This is a genomic window from Rhizobium rosettiformans, assembly GCF_016806065.1.
Lineage (GTDB): Bacteria > Pseudomonadota > Alphaproteobacteria > Rhizobiales > Rhizobiaceae > Allorhizobium.
Genome location: NZ_CP032406.1, coordinates 65,397 through 79,137 on the forward strand (window position 1 = coordinate 65,397; position 13,741 = coordinate 79,137).

12 protein-coding genes and 2 pseudogenes are annotated in these 13,741 nt (G+C 58.3%); 3 read left to right on the top strand and 11 right to left on the bottom strand.

All coding sequences use genetic code 11. The features are described 5' to 3' along the window. Positions 1–44 precede the first annotated feature (44 nt). The 7 genes and pseudogenes from D4A92_RS21895 to D4A92_RS21925 form a co-directional block, all read right to left on the bottom strand. Entirely contained in the window at positions 45–3,107 is a 3,063-nt protein-coding gene (locus D4A92_RS21895; protein WP_203020597.1) for an efflux RND transporter permease subunit, read from the bottom strand. Further along, positions 3,104–4,357 (bottom strand): efflux RND transporter periplasmic adaptor subunit, encoded by a 1,254-nt coding sequence (locus D4A92_RS21900; protein WP_203020599.1) that lies wholly within the window; start codon positions 4,355–4,357, stop codon positions 3,104–3,106. The genes D4A92_RS21895 and D4A92_RS21900 overlap by 4 nt, the downstream gene beginning before the upstream one ends. Before the next feature lie 719 nt (positions 4,358–5,076). Further along, a complete protein-coding gene (locus D4A92_RS21905; RefSeq protein ID WP_203020601.1) occupies positions 5,077–5,304 on the bottom strand; it encodes a hypothetical protein in 228 nt (75 codons plus the stop codon). A gap of 36 nt (positions 5,305–5,340) precedes the next feature. Continuing rightward, positions 5,341–5,868: pseudogene (locus D4A92_RS21910) on the bottom strand (RES family NAD+ phosphorylase). Then, the gene (locus D4A92_RS21915) at positions 5,865–6,254 is read right to left on the bottom strand and encodes a hypothetical protein (protein ID WP_203020603.1); all 390 of its coding nucleotides are present in this window, start codon (positions 6,252–6,254) and stop codon (positions 5,865–5,867) included. The pseudogene D4A92_RS21910 and the gene D4A92_RS21915 overlap by 4 nt, the downstream one beginning before the upstream one ends. 160 nt (positions 6,255–6,414) lie before the next feature. Further along, on the bottom strand, positions 6,415–6,834 hold the full coding sequence (locus D4A92_RS21920) for a hypothetical protein (protein WP_203020606.1): 420 nt from the start codon (positions 6,832–6,834) through the stop codon (positions 6,415–6,417). Positions 6,835–7,041: 207 nt separating this feature from the next. Beyond that, positions 7,042–7,909, bottom strand: a pseudogene (locus D4A92_RS21925) (LysR family transcriptional regulator). A 78-nt stretch (positions 7,910–7,987) separates the two neighbouring features. Between D4A92_RS21925 and D4A92_RS21930 the strand changes: the two are divergent. Further along, positions 7,988–8,326, top strand: a complete 339-nt coding sequence (locus tag D4A92_RS21930; protein ID WP_203020608.1) for a helix-turn-helix domain-containing protein — start codon at positions 7,988–7,990, stop codon at positions 8,324–8,326. A gap of 175 nt (positions 8,327–8,501) precedes the next feature. Here the strand turns inward: D4A92_RS21930 and D4A92_RS21935 are convergent, their stop codons facing one another. Then, entirely contained in the window at positions 8,502–9,386 is an 885-nt protein-coding gene (locus D4A92_RS21935) for a LysR family transcriptional regulator (RefSeq protein WP_203020610.1), read from the bottom strand. Positions 9,387–9,471: 85 nt separating this feature from the next. Here D4A92_RS21935 and D4A92_RS21940 point away from each other — a divergent pair, with 85 nt between their 5' ends. After that, positions 9,472–10,182 carry a CoA transferase subunit A gene (locus D4A92_RS21940; RefSeq protein ID WP_203020612.1) on the top strand — a complete coding sequence of 237 codons (711 nt, stop codon included), beginning with the start codon at positions 9,472–9,474 and terminating at the stop codon, positions 10,180–10,182. Then, complete coding sequence (locus tag D4A92_RS21945; protein ID WP_203020613.1) at positions 10,182–10,817, top strand: 3-oxoacid CoA-transferase subunit B; 636 nt, start codon at positions 10,182–10,184, stop codon at positions 10,815–10,817. Before D4A92_RS21940 ends, D4A92_RS21945 begins: the two co-directional genes overlap by 1 nt. Before the next feature lie 253 nt (positions 10,818–11,070). Here the strand turns inward: D4A92_RS21945 and D4A92_RS21950 are convergent, their stop codons facing one another. The 3 genes from D4A92_RS21950 to D4A92_RS21960 form a co-directional block, all read right to left on the bottom strand. Beyond that, on the bottom strand, positions 11,071–12,342 hold the full coding sequence (locus D4A92_RS21950) for an MFS transporter (protein ID WP_203020615.1): 1,272 nt from the start codon (positions 12,340–12,342) through the stop codon (positions 11,071–11,073). 68 nt (positions 12,343–12,410) lie between these two features. Continuing rightward, positions 12,411–13,211 (bottom strand): FAD binding domain-containing protein, encoded by an 801-nt coding sequence (locus tag D4A92_RS21955; protein WP_203020617.1) that lies wholly within the window; start codon positions 13,209–13,211, stop codon positions 12,411–12,413. Between the two features lie 16 nt (positions 13,212–13,227). Further along, positions 13,228–13,716, bottom strand: coding sequence for a (2Fe-2S)-binding protein (locus tag D4A92_RS21960; RefSeq protein WP_203020618.1), 489 nt, complete (start codon positions 13,714–13,716; stop codon positions 13,228–13,230). Positions 13,717–13,741 lie beyond the last annotated feature (25 nt).

Below are 13,741 nucleotides of genomic sequence, written 5' to 3' on the forward strand. Positions count from 1 at the left end.
ACCCCTCTCAGCTTGCGTCGCCGGCCACCGGCGACTCTATGCCCTTAAGCTTCCGCCGACTGGAGGAACGGCCTGCAGCTACGGGCAATGCGATCGCCCAAGTTCGAGACGATGAGATGGAGGGAGGGAATGACAATCAGCGACAACAGTGTGGATACGAGCAAACCGCCAATGACCGCAATCGCCATCGGAGAGCGAAACTCTCCGCCATCGCCCACGCCGAAAGCCGACGGCACCATCCCGCCTGCCATTGCCAGCGTCGTCATGATGATAGGTCTCACTCTTTCACTGCAAGCTTCGATGATAGCCTCGAACCTTGGCAGGCCGTGAGCTTCACGCTCAATGGCAAAATCCAGGAGCATGATCGCATTCTTTGTCACGATCCCCATCAGCATCAAGATGCCGATGACAACGGGCAAGGACATGGCATTGCCGCTGACGAGCAGTCCGGCAGCCACGCCACCAATTGAAAGCGGAAGTGATGCAAGGATAGTCCAAGGCGCCAGCAAGCTGCCAAACAACAGGATCAGGACGACCAGGACGAGCATGATCCCCGAGCCCATGGCGACAGCAAAGCTCTCGAAGACACTGCCTTCCGTGTCAGAATCCCCAGTGGCCTGGATGCGCACGCCATCCGGTAGATCCGTCACGCTCCGAAGTTTCAGCAGCCGTTCCATCCCCTGCCCGGACGTCATGCCAGCGGCCATTTCCGCGCCGATTTCCACGAGGCGGCTGCGATCTGAACGTTCGATGGCGGAAACGGTCTCGTCAAAACTGACGTCCACGACCGCCGTCAGCGGTGTGCGCGTTCCATCAGACCGCGCGACTGTCAACAGTTCCAGTCTACGGAGATCATCCCGCGATTTGGCATCAAGTACAGTGCGGATAGGGATCTGTCGGGATCCGTCGAGCATGCTGGGCAAACGGCTGTCGCTATCTCCGACGGTCGACACTCTGATCAGATCGGCAATGTCCGCAGGCGAAAGCCCGAGCATGGCCGACTTGTCGGTCTGGACCTTGAAACGGAGTTCGGGTCGCATCGCTGCATTCTCTGCTGCGGGCGCAATGAAGGTTGGATCCGTTGCCATTTCGTTGACGATGCGGTTCGCTGCCTCCTGTACCTTGCTACCGTCGGTCCCGAGTACGGCAAAGGACATATCACGCCCGCCGCGGCTGTTCAGAAAGCGCAGCTTGGTATCCGCGATCGAGGCGAGACTATTTTCCATATCGGCTTCGATCTCAAAGGATGACCGGGAACGCGCCGACTTGTGCGTGAGATCAATCAGCACAGTGGCAAAGCGAACGTCCTGCTGACCCGACATGCTGGAACCGGCCTGAACGAATACGCCTTCGACCTCCTCAAATTTGCCTATCCGCCGAGAAACTTCATCGGCGACTTCGCGGGTTTCCTTAAGAGCTGAACCCGGAGGCAGCTCGATCGTCAACGTCAGCTGGCCCGTATCCTCTTCCGGCAGGAAGGCAGTTGGAACCGACATCAGCGCCATCATGGCAAGGGCAAAGGATGCTATTGCCGCTCCGACGGTGATCCATCGCCAGCGCAGGCTGAACCGCAACAGGCGTTCGTAGGCGGAGATAAAACGTCCTTTGGGTGCCTCTACCGGAGGACTGCCTGTCATGAAATAGGCCGCCAGGATAGGCGTAATCAGGCGGGCGACGAGCAGAGAGAAGAAGACGGCAATGGCGACGGTCAGGCCGAACTCACGGAAATACAGACCAACGACGCCGCTCATCATTCCGACCGGCGCGAAAACGGCGATGATCGTGGCCGAGATCGCGATGACGGCTAGCCCGATCTCGTCTGATGCGTCCAGAGCAGCTCGATAGGCTGACTTACCCATGTTGCGGTGACGAACGACGTTTTCGATCTCGACGATGGCGTCATCGACCAGAATTCCGGTCACCAACGTGATGGCAAGTAGGCTCAGGATGTTGAGAGAAAACCCGAGAAACTCGAGAGCGAAAAAGGTAGGAATAATGGAAAGTGGCAGCGCAACCGCAGCCACCACAGTCGCGCGCCAATCCCTTAAGAACAGGAAGACGACGATGATGGAAAGGATCGCCCCTTCCACAAGGGTATGCATCGCAGAGCTGTAGTTACCGGCAGTATAAGCGACATTGTCGCTTACGAGACGGAAGCTGACTTTCGCGTGGGCCGAGCCGAGTTCAAGCACTGCATCCGCTACGGTTGCCGCGACGGAAACGTCACTGGCTCCTTGAGTACGATAAACGGAAAAACCGACGACGTCCTTGCCATCCAGCGTCGCAAAGGATCTGGGCTCTGCAATGGTGTCCTGAACCCTGCCCAAGTCGATGAGACGGACAGAGGCGCTAGAGGACAGGGCAATGCGCTGATCTGCCAGGTCCGCGACGGTCCTGGCCGCAGCCATCGTGGTCAGCGCCTGCTCGCGCCCACTGATATCACTTCGACCGCCTGAAGCATCGACCTGCGTTCTGACAAGTGCGTCGTTCACGGTGTTTGCGGACAAGGAAAAGGCGTGAAGCCTGTCGGCATCGAGTTCAATACGGATTTCGCGATCGGCGCCTCCGACACGCTCGATGCGGCCGACCCCCGGTAAACCCTGCAGCTGTCTTGCGACGATGTCATCAACGAACCAAGAGAGTTCAGCGACTGTCATGTCATGGCTGGCGACTGCATAGGTCACCACAGACTGCCCCTCCTCCTCGACCCGTTCGATGACGGGTTCGTCGATTGACGGCGGCAGATCGGAACGAATCTTGGCTAGGGCGTCACGCACATCCACCATCGCCCTGTCGGGCGTCACCTTGCCGACCTCGAACTCGACCGAAGTCACCGAGCGACCTTGGCTGATTGTGGACTTGAGCTCTTTCAATTCCGGCAGGGACGCAACCGCATCCTCGACTAGCCGGGTAACTTCGGTTTCTAATTCAGTCGGTGTCGCCCCGGACTGTTCTATGGTGACCTTGACGAGGGGGGTAATGATGGTCGGGAAATAGGTGACCGGCAGGCGCGAGAAGCTGTAGAGCCCCACGATCGTCAGGATGAAAAACAAGAGGATTGATGGCAATGGCTTGCGGATTGCCCAGGCGGATAAGTTGGCGTTCATCGACGAATTCCCTCACCAGCATCGGCCGGCAGCAGAGCCTCGGATAGCTCGCGCTGCGTAGTGACCTCAGCAGAAGCAAGGTCGGGGATAGGGATGACGCGGTCCCGATCCCTGAGAAAACCGCCAGCCTTTAAGACGACGATCTCGCCATCTCCGACACCCTCGAGGATTTCCACCAGGTTGTCGCGCTGCGCGCCCACTTTGACATTTCTCACCGAAACAAGATCATTGTTGACCACGTAGACGCTGTTGACGCCTTCCGCGCTTTTGACCGCCGTTCCCGGCAACAGAATATTGGACCGTTCGGCCGTATCGACCTCGCCGCGGGCATATGCGCCTGGGATGAGTGGGACAGCACCATCAAGTTCGATCCGGATAGAACCGCTCCTCGTCTTCGGATCCAGCTGGGCAGCGCTCAATCGCACAGTTCCGGATACAGGGGTTTCAAAACCGGGCACTGCGATCTTGGCAGTCATGCCTTCCTTAAGGCGAACGAAACTGGCATCGGTCACCTCCGCGACGAACTCGATCACGCCATCGCGCGCGATAGTGAATAGGGGCTCGCCCGAACTGGACGTCAGGGCCCCGATTGTGGCGCTACGTTCGAGAAGAGAACCGGCAGCCGGCGCCCGTACGGTGCATCGCTCCAGCGTCAATTCGATTTCGCGGCGTTCGCTGGCAATCAACTGTTCGTCCGCTTCTGCCAGAGCCAGGGACGACCGCGCGAGTTCCAACTCCGCTATTGCGCGATCATAGGCGTTTTGATGCTCTTCCAGTGTTTGATCCGATACGGCCCCCTTGGGCCGAAGGGAACGGCTTCGCTCGAGCCTTTTCAAGGCTTCACGTTCGCTCACCACAGCGATATCGACCTTGCTCCTTTCTGCAGCGATTGCGACTTTCGCGCGCTGCATGCTTACTGTGTTCTTGTCCAGTGCTAACCGGGTCTCCTGGGAGTCAAGTAGCGCCAAGGGTTCTCCAGCCTCTACCCGTTCGCCGACCTCGATGAGGATTTCGGTAATCTCTCGTCCCTCGACAAACGGATGAACCTGGATCTCCTCACGGGCGGCCAGCGTACCGACTAAGGCAATTTGCTCCGTGACAAGCCCTTGGCGGGCAACGACGACCGTCACGGGCATCTGATCCGCCGCTCCCGCCGGAACAAGGCTGAGTATAAGGCCGACACAGCCCGCAAAAGCGGACCTGATGCTGCGCCAAGCTAAATGTCGACCCGGCGACGCTTTCTTCTGCATGGAAAAACCCTCTTCGTTAGCTGCGGAACGGTAGGAGCCGCAGACGATATTGAAGAGCCGATCCTAGATGTCAGGTCGTTCAATGGGGTTTCATCATGTTAATGTATGTTGCAAGACGCGGCTGCAGCCGGGATCGCCTTCCAAAAAAATACCCTCCAACGAGTAAAGCCTCCAGCACCAAGTCAATCGCGCCAAATCCGGCCGCAGCCTCCGCCTTGAAGGGATTCGAACCGGTGACACGTCACCTAGGCCTAGCTAACCCCTTCAATTATTGAAGAATGTGGTTTCGAAAGCTGCGATCCCGCAGTCATAGAATGCATATTTGGATTTGGACCGATTCTGTCCGCCAACCAAGCATGGAACCCGGCGCAACGCGTCCTCCTTACTACCGTCCAGCCCGATCGGCCATAGAGGGTTACGATTGCTCCAGAGCCAACGTCTTTCTTCCTCGGACACCGCTTCAGTCTCTATCGGAACCTCCACCAGGAGGGGACTACGTCGTAATTCCTCAGGTGAGCAATAGTCTGCGTCCGGGACAAAGATCGGTGCCTGCGTTTCTATAGACGCGGGCCACTAAACGAGAGCAATACTGACTCTTCGATCTCGGCTTTTGTACAGCGGCAACCATCGCATGCTTTCCGCCACAGAGTAGCGCGCACCGATCTCCGCCCGCGCGAAATCAATAACATTTGAAAGAACCTCGCGGGGGAGAGCTTCCTTTAGGCGAAGTGGAAAACCTGTTCGTCATCCTCGAACAACTCCCACTGCAGGTTGCGCGCCTGGACCCCGTCCGAGGTGGAATCGATAAACGAACCATGCTGAACGCAAATCATCGCGTGAGAAACGATGCCCCCAGTGCTGAACCGGATCGATTTGCTTATCTTTCTCGGTCGAGCTGTGAAGAGAATATCTCCAGGCTGAACATTGTTGATGCTAATGCGTTTCATTCCCCTCCCCCCAAAGCCGGCCGGCACCTATTGCTTCTAGTGCGGCCAGGACGATTGATCTCGCGGCAATCGATTGTCTGGATCGTGAACATGCACGTCATCATCTGCGATGAGATTGGCAGGAAAAATCACAAGATTGGTTCCGCCAGCGTGCCGTAGTGACGGAAAGAGCAGTCCCCGAAGGCCAGCCGAAATGACCTTGTCGGCGAGCTTTCAGGACGCTGGAACCTTTTTGTCGATTCGAGCGATTTTCCGCCATGCGCAGTCCCATTGAGCCCAGGCAACATGCCAATGAAGCGGATCGAAACCTTCCGACAGATCGGCCACTTCGCTCAGCGTGATCTTGTACGCTGCAAGCGTAGCCGGCGGCGTGATGCTCGCACCCTGTCGATATTCTTCCAGCGCGGTTTGGGGGGCCATGGATAGATAGAGAGCCTCGACGCCGGGTCGATTGAAGCGACCGCCATCAACAGCTGCCCCGGCGCCGCTCGTTGGAAGAAACGCCCATTTCGGGGTCAGGTACCGGTGAAAGACTGCATCCGGGCCAATGCGGGTTATCTTCACCCGCGCGCTCCATTCTCCAGGTCCCGAATATACGCAAGAACAGCCTCTATCTGTCCATCGGCTACAAGCTCGGCGGCCGTGCGATGGCCATAATCGGCAATCGGCTCGTTTCGATACCAGTAGATTGCCTTCGCAAGATCGCCAGTCAGCTCGGCGGCCGCAGAGATCGCCTTGATCATTTCCCGCATCCTGCCCTGCAGGCGTTCGGAGGAGGGATTGCGCAGGGTGTTGCGATGAACACCGGTCAATTCTGCAAGATTCGCGACCTTAACACCGAGCGCCTTCGACAGGCGAGACGGCGAGATATAAGGTGTCCGCGGTTCCTGAAGGCTATCAACAAAGCCAGAAACAACTGCGTAGGAATGTGCTGTCTGAGCATGTGCCATATCTAATCTCCGCTCAATCTCGTGCACAATATATGCACATTTTGGCGCACATCAATCATGACCCGTGAGAAATCGCGCCCTTCGCCTTCTCAAAAACGCTTTGAAAGCTCAAAACCCTGTCGTCTACGCGCAAGCCCCGATTCATTCGTCGATGAGCGTTTCAGTAATAGCCGGTATAGTCAGCACCAAGATCGAAAGCGCTGGCCAGTTCTTCGAGTACGACGAGAACGATGGAAAGCAGCATTTTCGTACGCTCCGGGCTATCGAAGCCGTCGCTGCTGCTTTTCCCGCCATGAAAGAGGTTGTTGCGGACAGTCTGGCAATAGCCGATGACCTGCCCAAGCTCAGAAGTGCCGGCGGGAAAACCGACCGATTTGAATGCCAGCGCGCCATCTGCGCCGATCATCTGCTTTTTCGGGTTAGCTGCGATCAAAGCCGCGGCGGCTTCGCTGCTTTTATAATCCCCGTCCCAACGCTCCCGATCCGTCTTGAGTGGCCGTTCCCGCACGTGTGGCAAACCATCGCCCAAGACCCCGCCCGGATCAAAGCCGCGCGCCCGCGCGAGATCCGGGGCAGACAATGAAGAACATCGGAGCTTTCAGCATCGCGGCGACCGCAGGGCGCGAAAGCGGCAATTCTCGTCACGTCAGGGCCGGGAAAAGCGAAGCCGCAGGAGCCTGAGCGGAGCGACCCGCAAGGGTCAGGCGGGGACGACTTCGCCCGGCCATGGCGTTCCGCATGACGGCGGCAATGAGCTCGCTGAGTCCCGTCGCGAATCTCGCCGCCCTCACCTGCCCGGCCGCCCCAGTGTCCTGGCGATGTCGATGATGTCGTCGCGAGCCGCCGTTGGATCATCCTTACTCCATGCGACACCCTGTCACTTTCTTCAACACGACGTCCCTGCCCGGCAGCTCCCCCGTCCACTCCGGGGCAAAGCCAACACCCAGGCCTGAGGATACGAGCGAGATCAGCGAGAAGGTGTCGTCACAGGTATAGGCAACATTGTCATTCAGCCCGTGCTCCGCGAAGGTCTCGGAGAAATAGCGCTCCGTATAGGAGAGGTTCTGCCGCTTGAAGGCGATGATCTTCTCAGCCTTGAGATCCTCGATCGTCACCTCTTGCTTCAGTGCGAGTGGATTATGCCGCGGCACCGCCAGCAGATAGCGCTCATGAGCAATTGAGAAGAAGCGCAGTGATCCGATATTCTCGACAGGCCGGATGAAGCCGAGATTGAGCTTTCCGCATTCCAGCTGACGGATGATGTCGGCCGTCGAGCCATTGGAGACATGCAGTCGGATATCGGGAAACTTCCGACCGATCCGCGCAAGAAACGCCGGCAGCACACCCGTCGTTGCCGGATAGATCGTGCCGATCCTGATCTCCCGCATGGTCCGGCCTCCCGCCGCACGTGCCAACTCCGCCGAGAGATCCAGCTCCCCAAGCATGCGCACACAGCGATCGTAGAACACCTCCCCTGCCCGCGTCAGTTCGACCTTCCGCGTCGAGCGCGTCAAGAGCTGCACCCCAAGCCCCTTCTCCAGCGCCTGGACCTGCGTGCTCAGCGCTGGCTGGGCGATGTTCACCCGCATGGCGGCACGACCGAAGTGCAGCTCCTCGGCCACGGCGACAAAGTAGGAGAGTTGGCGGAGTTCCATGGGGCACGACATTTCGTTCCGTTAACAACCGCCGTATCGCACATAGACCCGTTCGGTTTGTCATGAACAAAATGTGGTATGGAGCCTTTTGCAACGAATCTACGACGCCGCGCCGAGCAACTCGGCATTACAAACGCTGAGGTCGCTCGTCGGGCTGGCTTGAGCGACCGTCGCTACGGCAACTACGTGAGCGGGAGACGGGAGCCCGACCTTTCAACCTTAGTCCGCATCGCTGCGGTGCTGGCAATCACGGTTGACGAGCTTGTGGGTTCGATCTCCGACAATGGGGTCAGAACGTCGGAGGAGATATTCCAAGAGCGGATCGCGTCTGCGCTCCAGGCTCTGCGTGCCGATGACCTTCAGCGTCTCGCAATTATGATCGAGGCGTTGGCTTCAACTCCTCGATCGGGAACCTGAGGAACCATCGCTGACGGATTGGTGCTGGGTGAAACCCCGCCGGATTCCAAGATCATTTGAACACTTATACAGCATTGAACAGCATCAAATTTCCCGTCCGCTTGAGGCTAAACCTCTGATCTTCAACGCTTTCCGAGCATTCTGCGCCATAAGCAAAATTATGGAACTCAAGAATTCAGAACCTGATGTCTCGTGACAGCAGCAACATCTGCTGCACCGCCGGATCATTGTCGCCGGCCCGCACGACGAGATGGAACATGAGGGGCTCGACCCGGTTGTGCGCCAGCACTTCGACCAAAGACCTCTCCTCAAGCTCACGAGTGATCATCGGTTTCGGAAGCAGTGCGAAGCCCTCGCCGACCTTCAGGATATCGATGATCATGCGCACATTACTGCAAAGACCGATCGACGGTGGATGAATAAACGCTCCCTGTAGGGCTGTCTTCATCATGTGGTGAATGGGTGAATGGCTGGGTAGCGACCAGAGCGAAACGGGAGCTTTGCCCTCTACTTCACCCATCCGTTCAGCAACAGAAGGGCTGGCAACCCAGCAAAGCTCGACAGTGCCGATGGGTGTCGCGAGCAAGGCCGGGTGCGCCACAGGTCCAGCAGCAAAAGCAACATCGATCTTTCCGGCAAGAAGCCCCTGGATGAGCTGCGCCGTCAGCTGAATATCGATCTCGAACGTAAGCTCGGGCCAACGGTTCTTCATCGTTGCGACAAGCTGGGGAAGGCAGATCACCGCAGCGATTTCTCCTGCACCGATCCGCATGACCCCGCTCAGGTGATCGAAGCCCGCAGCCCTGAGCAGCGCGCCCTGCAACTGTTCCCAGATCGGCAGATATTCGCGCAGCAAGAGGCGGCCGGCGGGTGTCAGTGTCATCAGACGGCCATTGCGCTGAAACAGCGTCGCGCCGAGACGCGTTTCGAGCTCCGATATCCTGGCGGAAATCGTCGGTTGCGTCGTGTTCAACTGCTTCGCCGCGGCCGCAAATGTGCCAAGCCGGCCGATCCAGACGAGCGTTTCCAGATGATAGAGGGAGATGCGATTGATAGACATTGTTTATGAATAACGAAAGAAAGAAACGATTGGAATCGATTGGTTTGTTGATGTCCTCTGACTTGAGGGATGTTCGGAGGGTTTCATGGCAAACAAGGTATATCCAAGCGCTGCTGCAGCGCTGGAAGGATTGCTGTTCGACGGAATGACCATATGCGCCGGCGGGTTCGGCCTCTGTGGCATTCCGGAGCGGTTGATTGATGCGCTGCTCGCCTCAGGTGTGACCGGGCTGACGGTCGCCTCGAACAATGCGGGCATCGACAATGAAGGACTTGGCAAACTCCTTCGCGCCCGCCAGATTAAGAAGATGATTTCCAGCTATGTCGGAGAGAACAAGGAATTCGAAAGACAGTTCCTGTCGGGAGAGCTTGAAGTCGAATTCTGCCCGCAGGGCACACTCGCCGAGCGATGCCGTGCCGGAGGCGCGGGCATTCCCGGATTCTACACGAAAACCGGAGTGGGCACGGCAGTGGCCGTCGGCAAGGAAACAAAGATTTTCGACGGCCAGGAATATCTGCTTGAAAGGGCAATCGTCGCCGATCTCTCGATCATCAAGGGATGGAAGGCCGACACGGCCGGCAACCTGGTTTTCAGAAAAACGGCCCGCAATTTCAACCACCCGATGGCAACCGCCGGAAAGATTTGCGTCGCGGAGGTGGAAGAAATCGTTCCCGTCGGAACGCTTGATCCCGACCAGATCCATCTGCCGGGGATCTATGTGAAGCGGCTGATCGATGGCAAGCCTTACAACAAGAAGATCGAACAATTGACTGTGCGCCGCAGGGAGGATGCGTAATGGCTTGGACCCGGGACCAAATGGCGGCGCGCGCTGCCCTCTCGCTTCGTGACGGTTACTACGTCAACCTCGGCATCGGCATACCCACACTTGTGGCCAATCATATCCCTCCGGGCATCGAGGTCACGCTTCAGTCGGAAAACGGAATGCTCGGGATCGGGCCCTTCCCTTACGAGGGTGAAGAAGATCCCGACCGGATCAATGCCGGAAAGCAGACGATCAGCGAGCTTCCGACAAGCTCCTATTTCTCAAGCGCAGACAGCTTTGCAATGATCAGGGGCGGACATATTGACCTTACCGTACTCGGTGCGCTGGAGGTTAGCGAGAGCGGCGATATCGCCAATTGGATGGTGCCCGGCAAGATGATCAAGGGCATGGGCGGCGCAATGGATCTTGTCGCAGGCGTCAAGAAGATCATCGTTCTGATGGAGCACAACGCCAAAGACGGATCGCCGAAGTTCGTTCCATCCTGCTCTCTGCCGCTGACGGGACGCAATGTCGTCGACATGATCATCACCGATATCGCGATCTTCGAACGGCCCGCAGCAGGCGCTCAGTTCAAGCTGACCGCCATGGCGGATGGCGTATCTGCGGACGAAATCGCCGCCCGCACCACCGCTGCTTATCTAATCTGAGCCCGCAGCGTTCCGCACCTTGTTAAAGAAACGCATGCAGCCATAATAAGACCCGGCGGCATGCGTTTCCGTTCGATCCGCTCATCGACAGGACGCGGCAGCCATACGGGACACAATCGAATCCGGGCCACGGGACCATGGCACCTGTTGGATGAAGCATCGACGACACGAGTGGCGCACAATCGTTGACTTTGATCGAACCGGTGTGGGCCGTACCCGGTGGAAATCTCCGTCGGGCACGGCCCAGCAAGCGCTATTGCTCCACTGGACGCTGTCCAGCCGACCTTTCTCTTAGCAACACGAACAGCCCCCCGCTGATCAGCAATGCAATGGCATAGGCGGTGAGACCCGGGCCATAGCTCTCCAGATGCGCGCGGCTGAGGGGAAGAATCGTTGCACCAATGGCCGCGCCCAGCTGGAAGACAGCGAAGATGGTGCCGTAGATGCGCCCAAACGCGACCAAGCCGAAATTGCGCTTGATAATGTAGCTCAAAACATCGAACTCCGCCCCATAGACCAGGCCGATCAGGATAGCGGAGACAAAGACCAGACCACCTGCCGGTCCAGACGCATAGATAAAGCACGCAGCCGCACCGCCGATGCAGACGGCGCTCATCAGGCGCTTTGCCGGCAGGTAATCCAGAAGAACGCCGGTGAGGAAGCGACCGAGCAAGACCGCGAGCCCAAAGACGGATTGCACGAAGGCGGCGTTTTGCGGTGTCAGGCCGCCATCGATCAAAAGTGAGATCTGGTTGGCAACGAGCCCGGTATTGACGAAGCCGAGAAGGAAGAATGCCAGCGCCAGAACGATGAATTCGCGGGTTTTGGCCAGCGTCTTGAAAGAAGCCGCATCACCCGCCCCAGCCGTCTGTTGGCTGCCCGAAGCCGTGGCGGCAGATGCCTCGCGCAGAAACAGCGCATTTATGGGAAGCACCACGAGCGCCACGATGACACCCAGGCTGACATAGGCCCATTGCACCGAACCGTTGAGGATAGCAAAGGTGATCAGCGGTGGAAGCAGAGCCGCACCCAGGCCAATGCCACCATTGGCGATGCCTATAGCCAAGCCGAGCCGCCGTTCAAACCAGGTGCTGACCACCCGCAGATAGGAGACCGGCCACAAACCGATGCCCAGCAGCGGCAAGACTGCATACATGATGTAGAAGCCGGTGATACTGCCGGAGAGAAAATACATGCTACCCAAGCCAAGCGCGAACATAACGCTTGATGCCAGAACGATGGGCCGGGTGCCGAAGCGATCGATCAGATAGCCCTGAATGGGTGAAATCACCATGATCATCAGAGACACGATCGTTGCGGCGAAGAGAATGGATGGTTTCGACCATCCAAACGTGCGTGACAATGGTTCGACGAAGACCCCGAACAAAAACAGCAGAATGGTGCTGGGGCCGAACACCAGCCCGACCGTGGCCGCCGTTGTGGCGCCGATAGCCTGACGGCTTGTATCTTTTAACAGGTTAGCCCCTCCACTCCCCGGCACAGCTGCAATTGCATTGTTGGTCATATTGTCTCCCTCCCGATGACAAATGATGGACTGGCAAATGGGCCGGCCAGTCCTGCGGCCTAGCTTCATCAGCTTCTCAGGTGAACTGCCGCCCTGTGCGCCAAAACCCGAATGAGATTTTCGCGGTAGGCGCGCGAACCGAAGCGATCCTCGAATATGACGAGATCATCAAAGCCAAGGCTGGCGAACTCTTCCACCGGCGCACCGGCGTTCAGCAATCGCTCCATATCTGCGCAGCGAAACGCCCCCTGACCTGATGCCCCGGTGATCCCTGTCCGATATGAGCCCCCGGTGCGAGCGATGAATACGCCCGCCATGGCATAGCCGGATGCCGGATGAGGAAACTTTTCGTAACGCGCCGCGTCTGGCGCCTCAAAGCTGATAGCGGTCACCAGTTCATGCTCGTCCAGCGCCGTTTCAAACATGCCGCAGAGAAAATCAGCCACCGCGATGGAGCGGGTTTCGGTTTGAATGCTCGCATCAAGTGACAGCAGTGCCGCCGGGTAGTCGGCTGCCGGGTCATTGTTGGCGACCGACCCACCGATCGTGCCGCGATTGCGCACATGCCGGTCGCCGATCTGGCGGGCGAGATCGCAGATAGCTGGGCAGATGGCCCGCAGCGCGGCGTCTTCGGCAATCCGGGCATGGGTGACGGCGGCACCGATGCGCACCCTGCGCCCCTCGATGCTGATATCGCGCATGCCGGGAAGACCCGTGACGTCGAGAAGGTCGGATGGCACGGTGAGACCGAGCTTCATCGACGGCAGAAGGGTCATGCCGCCGGAGATGTATTTCGCATCGCCTGAGCTTTGCAGAACGGTCCGGCGCTCCGCATCCGAAACGAGGCGGTGATAGGTGAACGGTCTCATTCTCTTTCTCCGTTCGTCATTGTGCCACCTGCGCGGGCGCGCTCAGGCAACCTGCGGCATCCAGAATGGCGGTGATGATGTTCTGGTAACCCGTGCAGCGACAGAGATTGCCCTTGAGCGTATGCGCCACCGTCTCGCGCGTCAGCTGGCCGCCTTCACGCTCGATCAGATCGATCGCGGTAATCACGAGGCCGGCGGTGCAATAGCCGCATTGCAGGGCATGATGCCGGTGGAATGCATCCTGGACCGCATGAAGGGTCGCTCCGCTCGACACGCCCTCTATCGTCGTCACGGCTGTATCATGCGCCTGCACGGCGAGCATGGTGCAGGACTTCACCGTGGCGCCGTCGACGGATACCACGCAGGCTCCGCACTGCGTGGTATCGCAGCCGACGTGAGTGCCCGTCAGCCCGAGGTCTTCCCGCAGGAAGGAAACGAGCAGCTGGTGATCTTCGACGGACCGTCGAACGCGCTTGCCATTGATGGACAATTCGATGTCAGACATGGATTTCCTCCTCCCGAGGTCGCTC

What these genes read in the sequence shown, in the direction of transcription:
- D4A92_RS21895 (WP_203020597.1), bottom strand. Translation starts at nt 3,107, where the DNA reads ATGAACGCCAACTTATCCGCCTGGGCAATCCGCAAGCCATTGCCATCA.
- D4A92_RS21900 (WP_203020599.1), bottom strand. Translation starts at nt 4,357, where the DNA reads ATGCAGAAGAAAGCGTCGCCGGGTCGACATTTAGCTTGGCGCAGCATC.
- D4A92_RS21905 (WP_203020601.1), bottom strand. Translation starts at nt 5,304, where the DNA reads ATGAAACGCATTAGCATCAACAATGTTCAGCCTGGAGATATTCTCTTC.
- D4A92_RS21915 (WP_203020603.1), bottom strand. Translation starts at nt 6,254, where the DNA reads ATGGCACATGCTCAGACAGCACATTCCTACGCAGTTGTTTCTGGCTTT.
- D4A92_RS21930 (WP_203020608.1), top strand. Translation starts at nt 7,988, where the DNA reads ATGGAGCCTTTTGCAACGAATCTACGACGCCGCGCCGAGCAACTCGGC.
- D4A92_RS21935 (WP_203020610.1), bottom strand. Translation starts at nt 9,386, where the DNA reads ATGTCTATCAATCGCATCTCCCTCTATCATCTGGAAACGCTCGTCTGG.
- D4A92_RS21940 (WP_203020612.1), top strand. Translation starts at nt 9,472, where the DNA reads ATGGCAAACAAGGTATATCCAAGCGCTGCTGCAGCGCTGGAAGGATTG.
- D4A92_RS21945 (WP_203020613.1), top strand. Translation starts at nt 10,182, where the DNA reads ATGGCTTGGACCCGGGACCAAATGGCGGCGCGCGCTGCCCTCTCGCTT.
- D4A92_RS21950 (WP_203020615.1), bottom strand. Translation starts at nt 12,342, where the DNA reads ATGACCAACAATGCAATTGCAGCTGTGCCGGGGAGTGGAGGGGCTAAC.
- D4A92_RS21955 (WP_203020617.1), bottom strand. Translation starts at nt 13,211, where the DNA reads ATGAGACCGTTCACCTATCACCGCCTCGTTTCGGATGCGGAGCGCCGG.
- D4A92_RS21960 (WP_203020618.1), bottom strand. Translation starts at nt 13,716, where the DNA reads ATGTCTGACATCGAATTGTCCATCAATGGCAAGCGCGTTCGACGGTCC.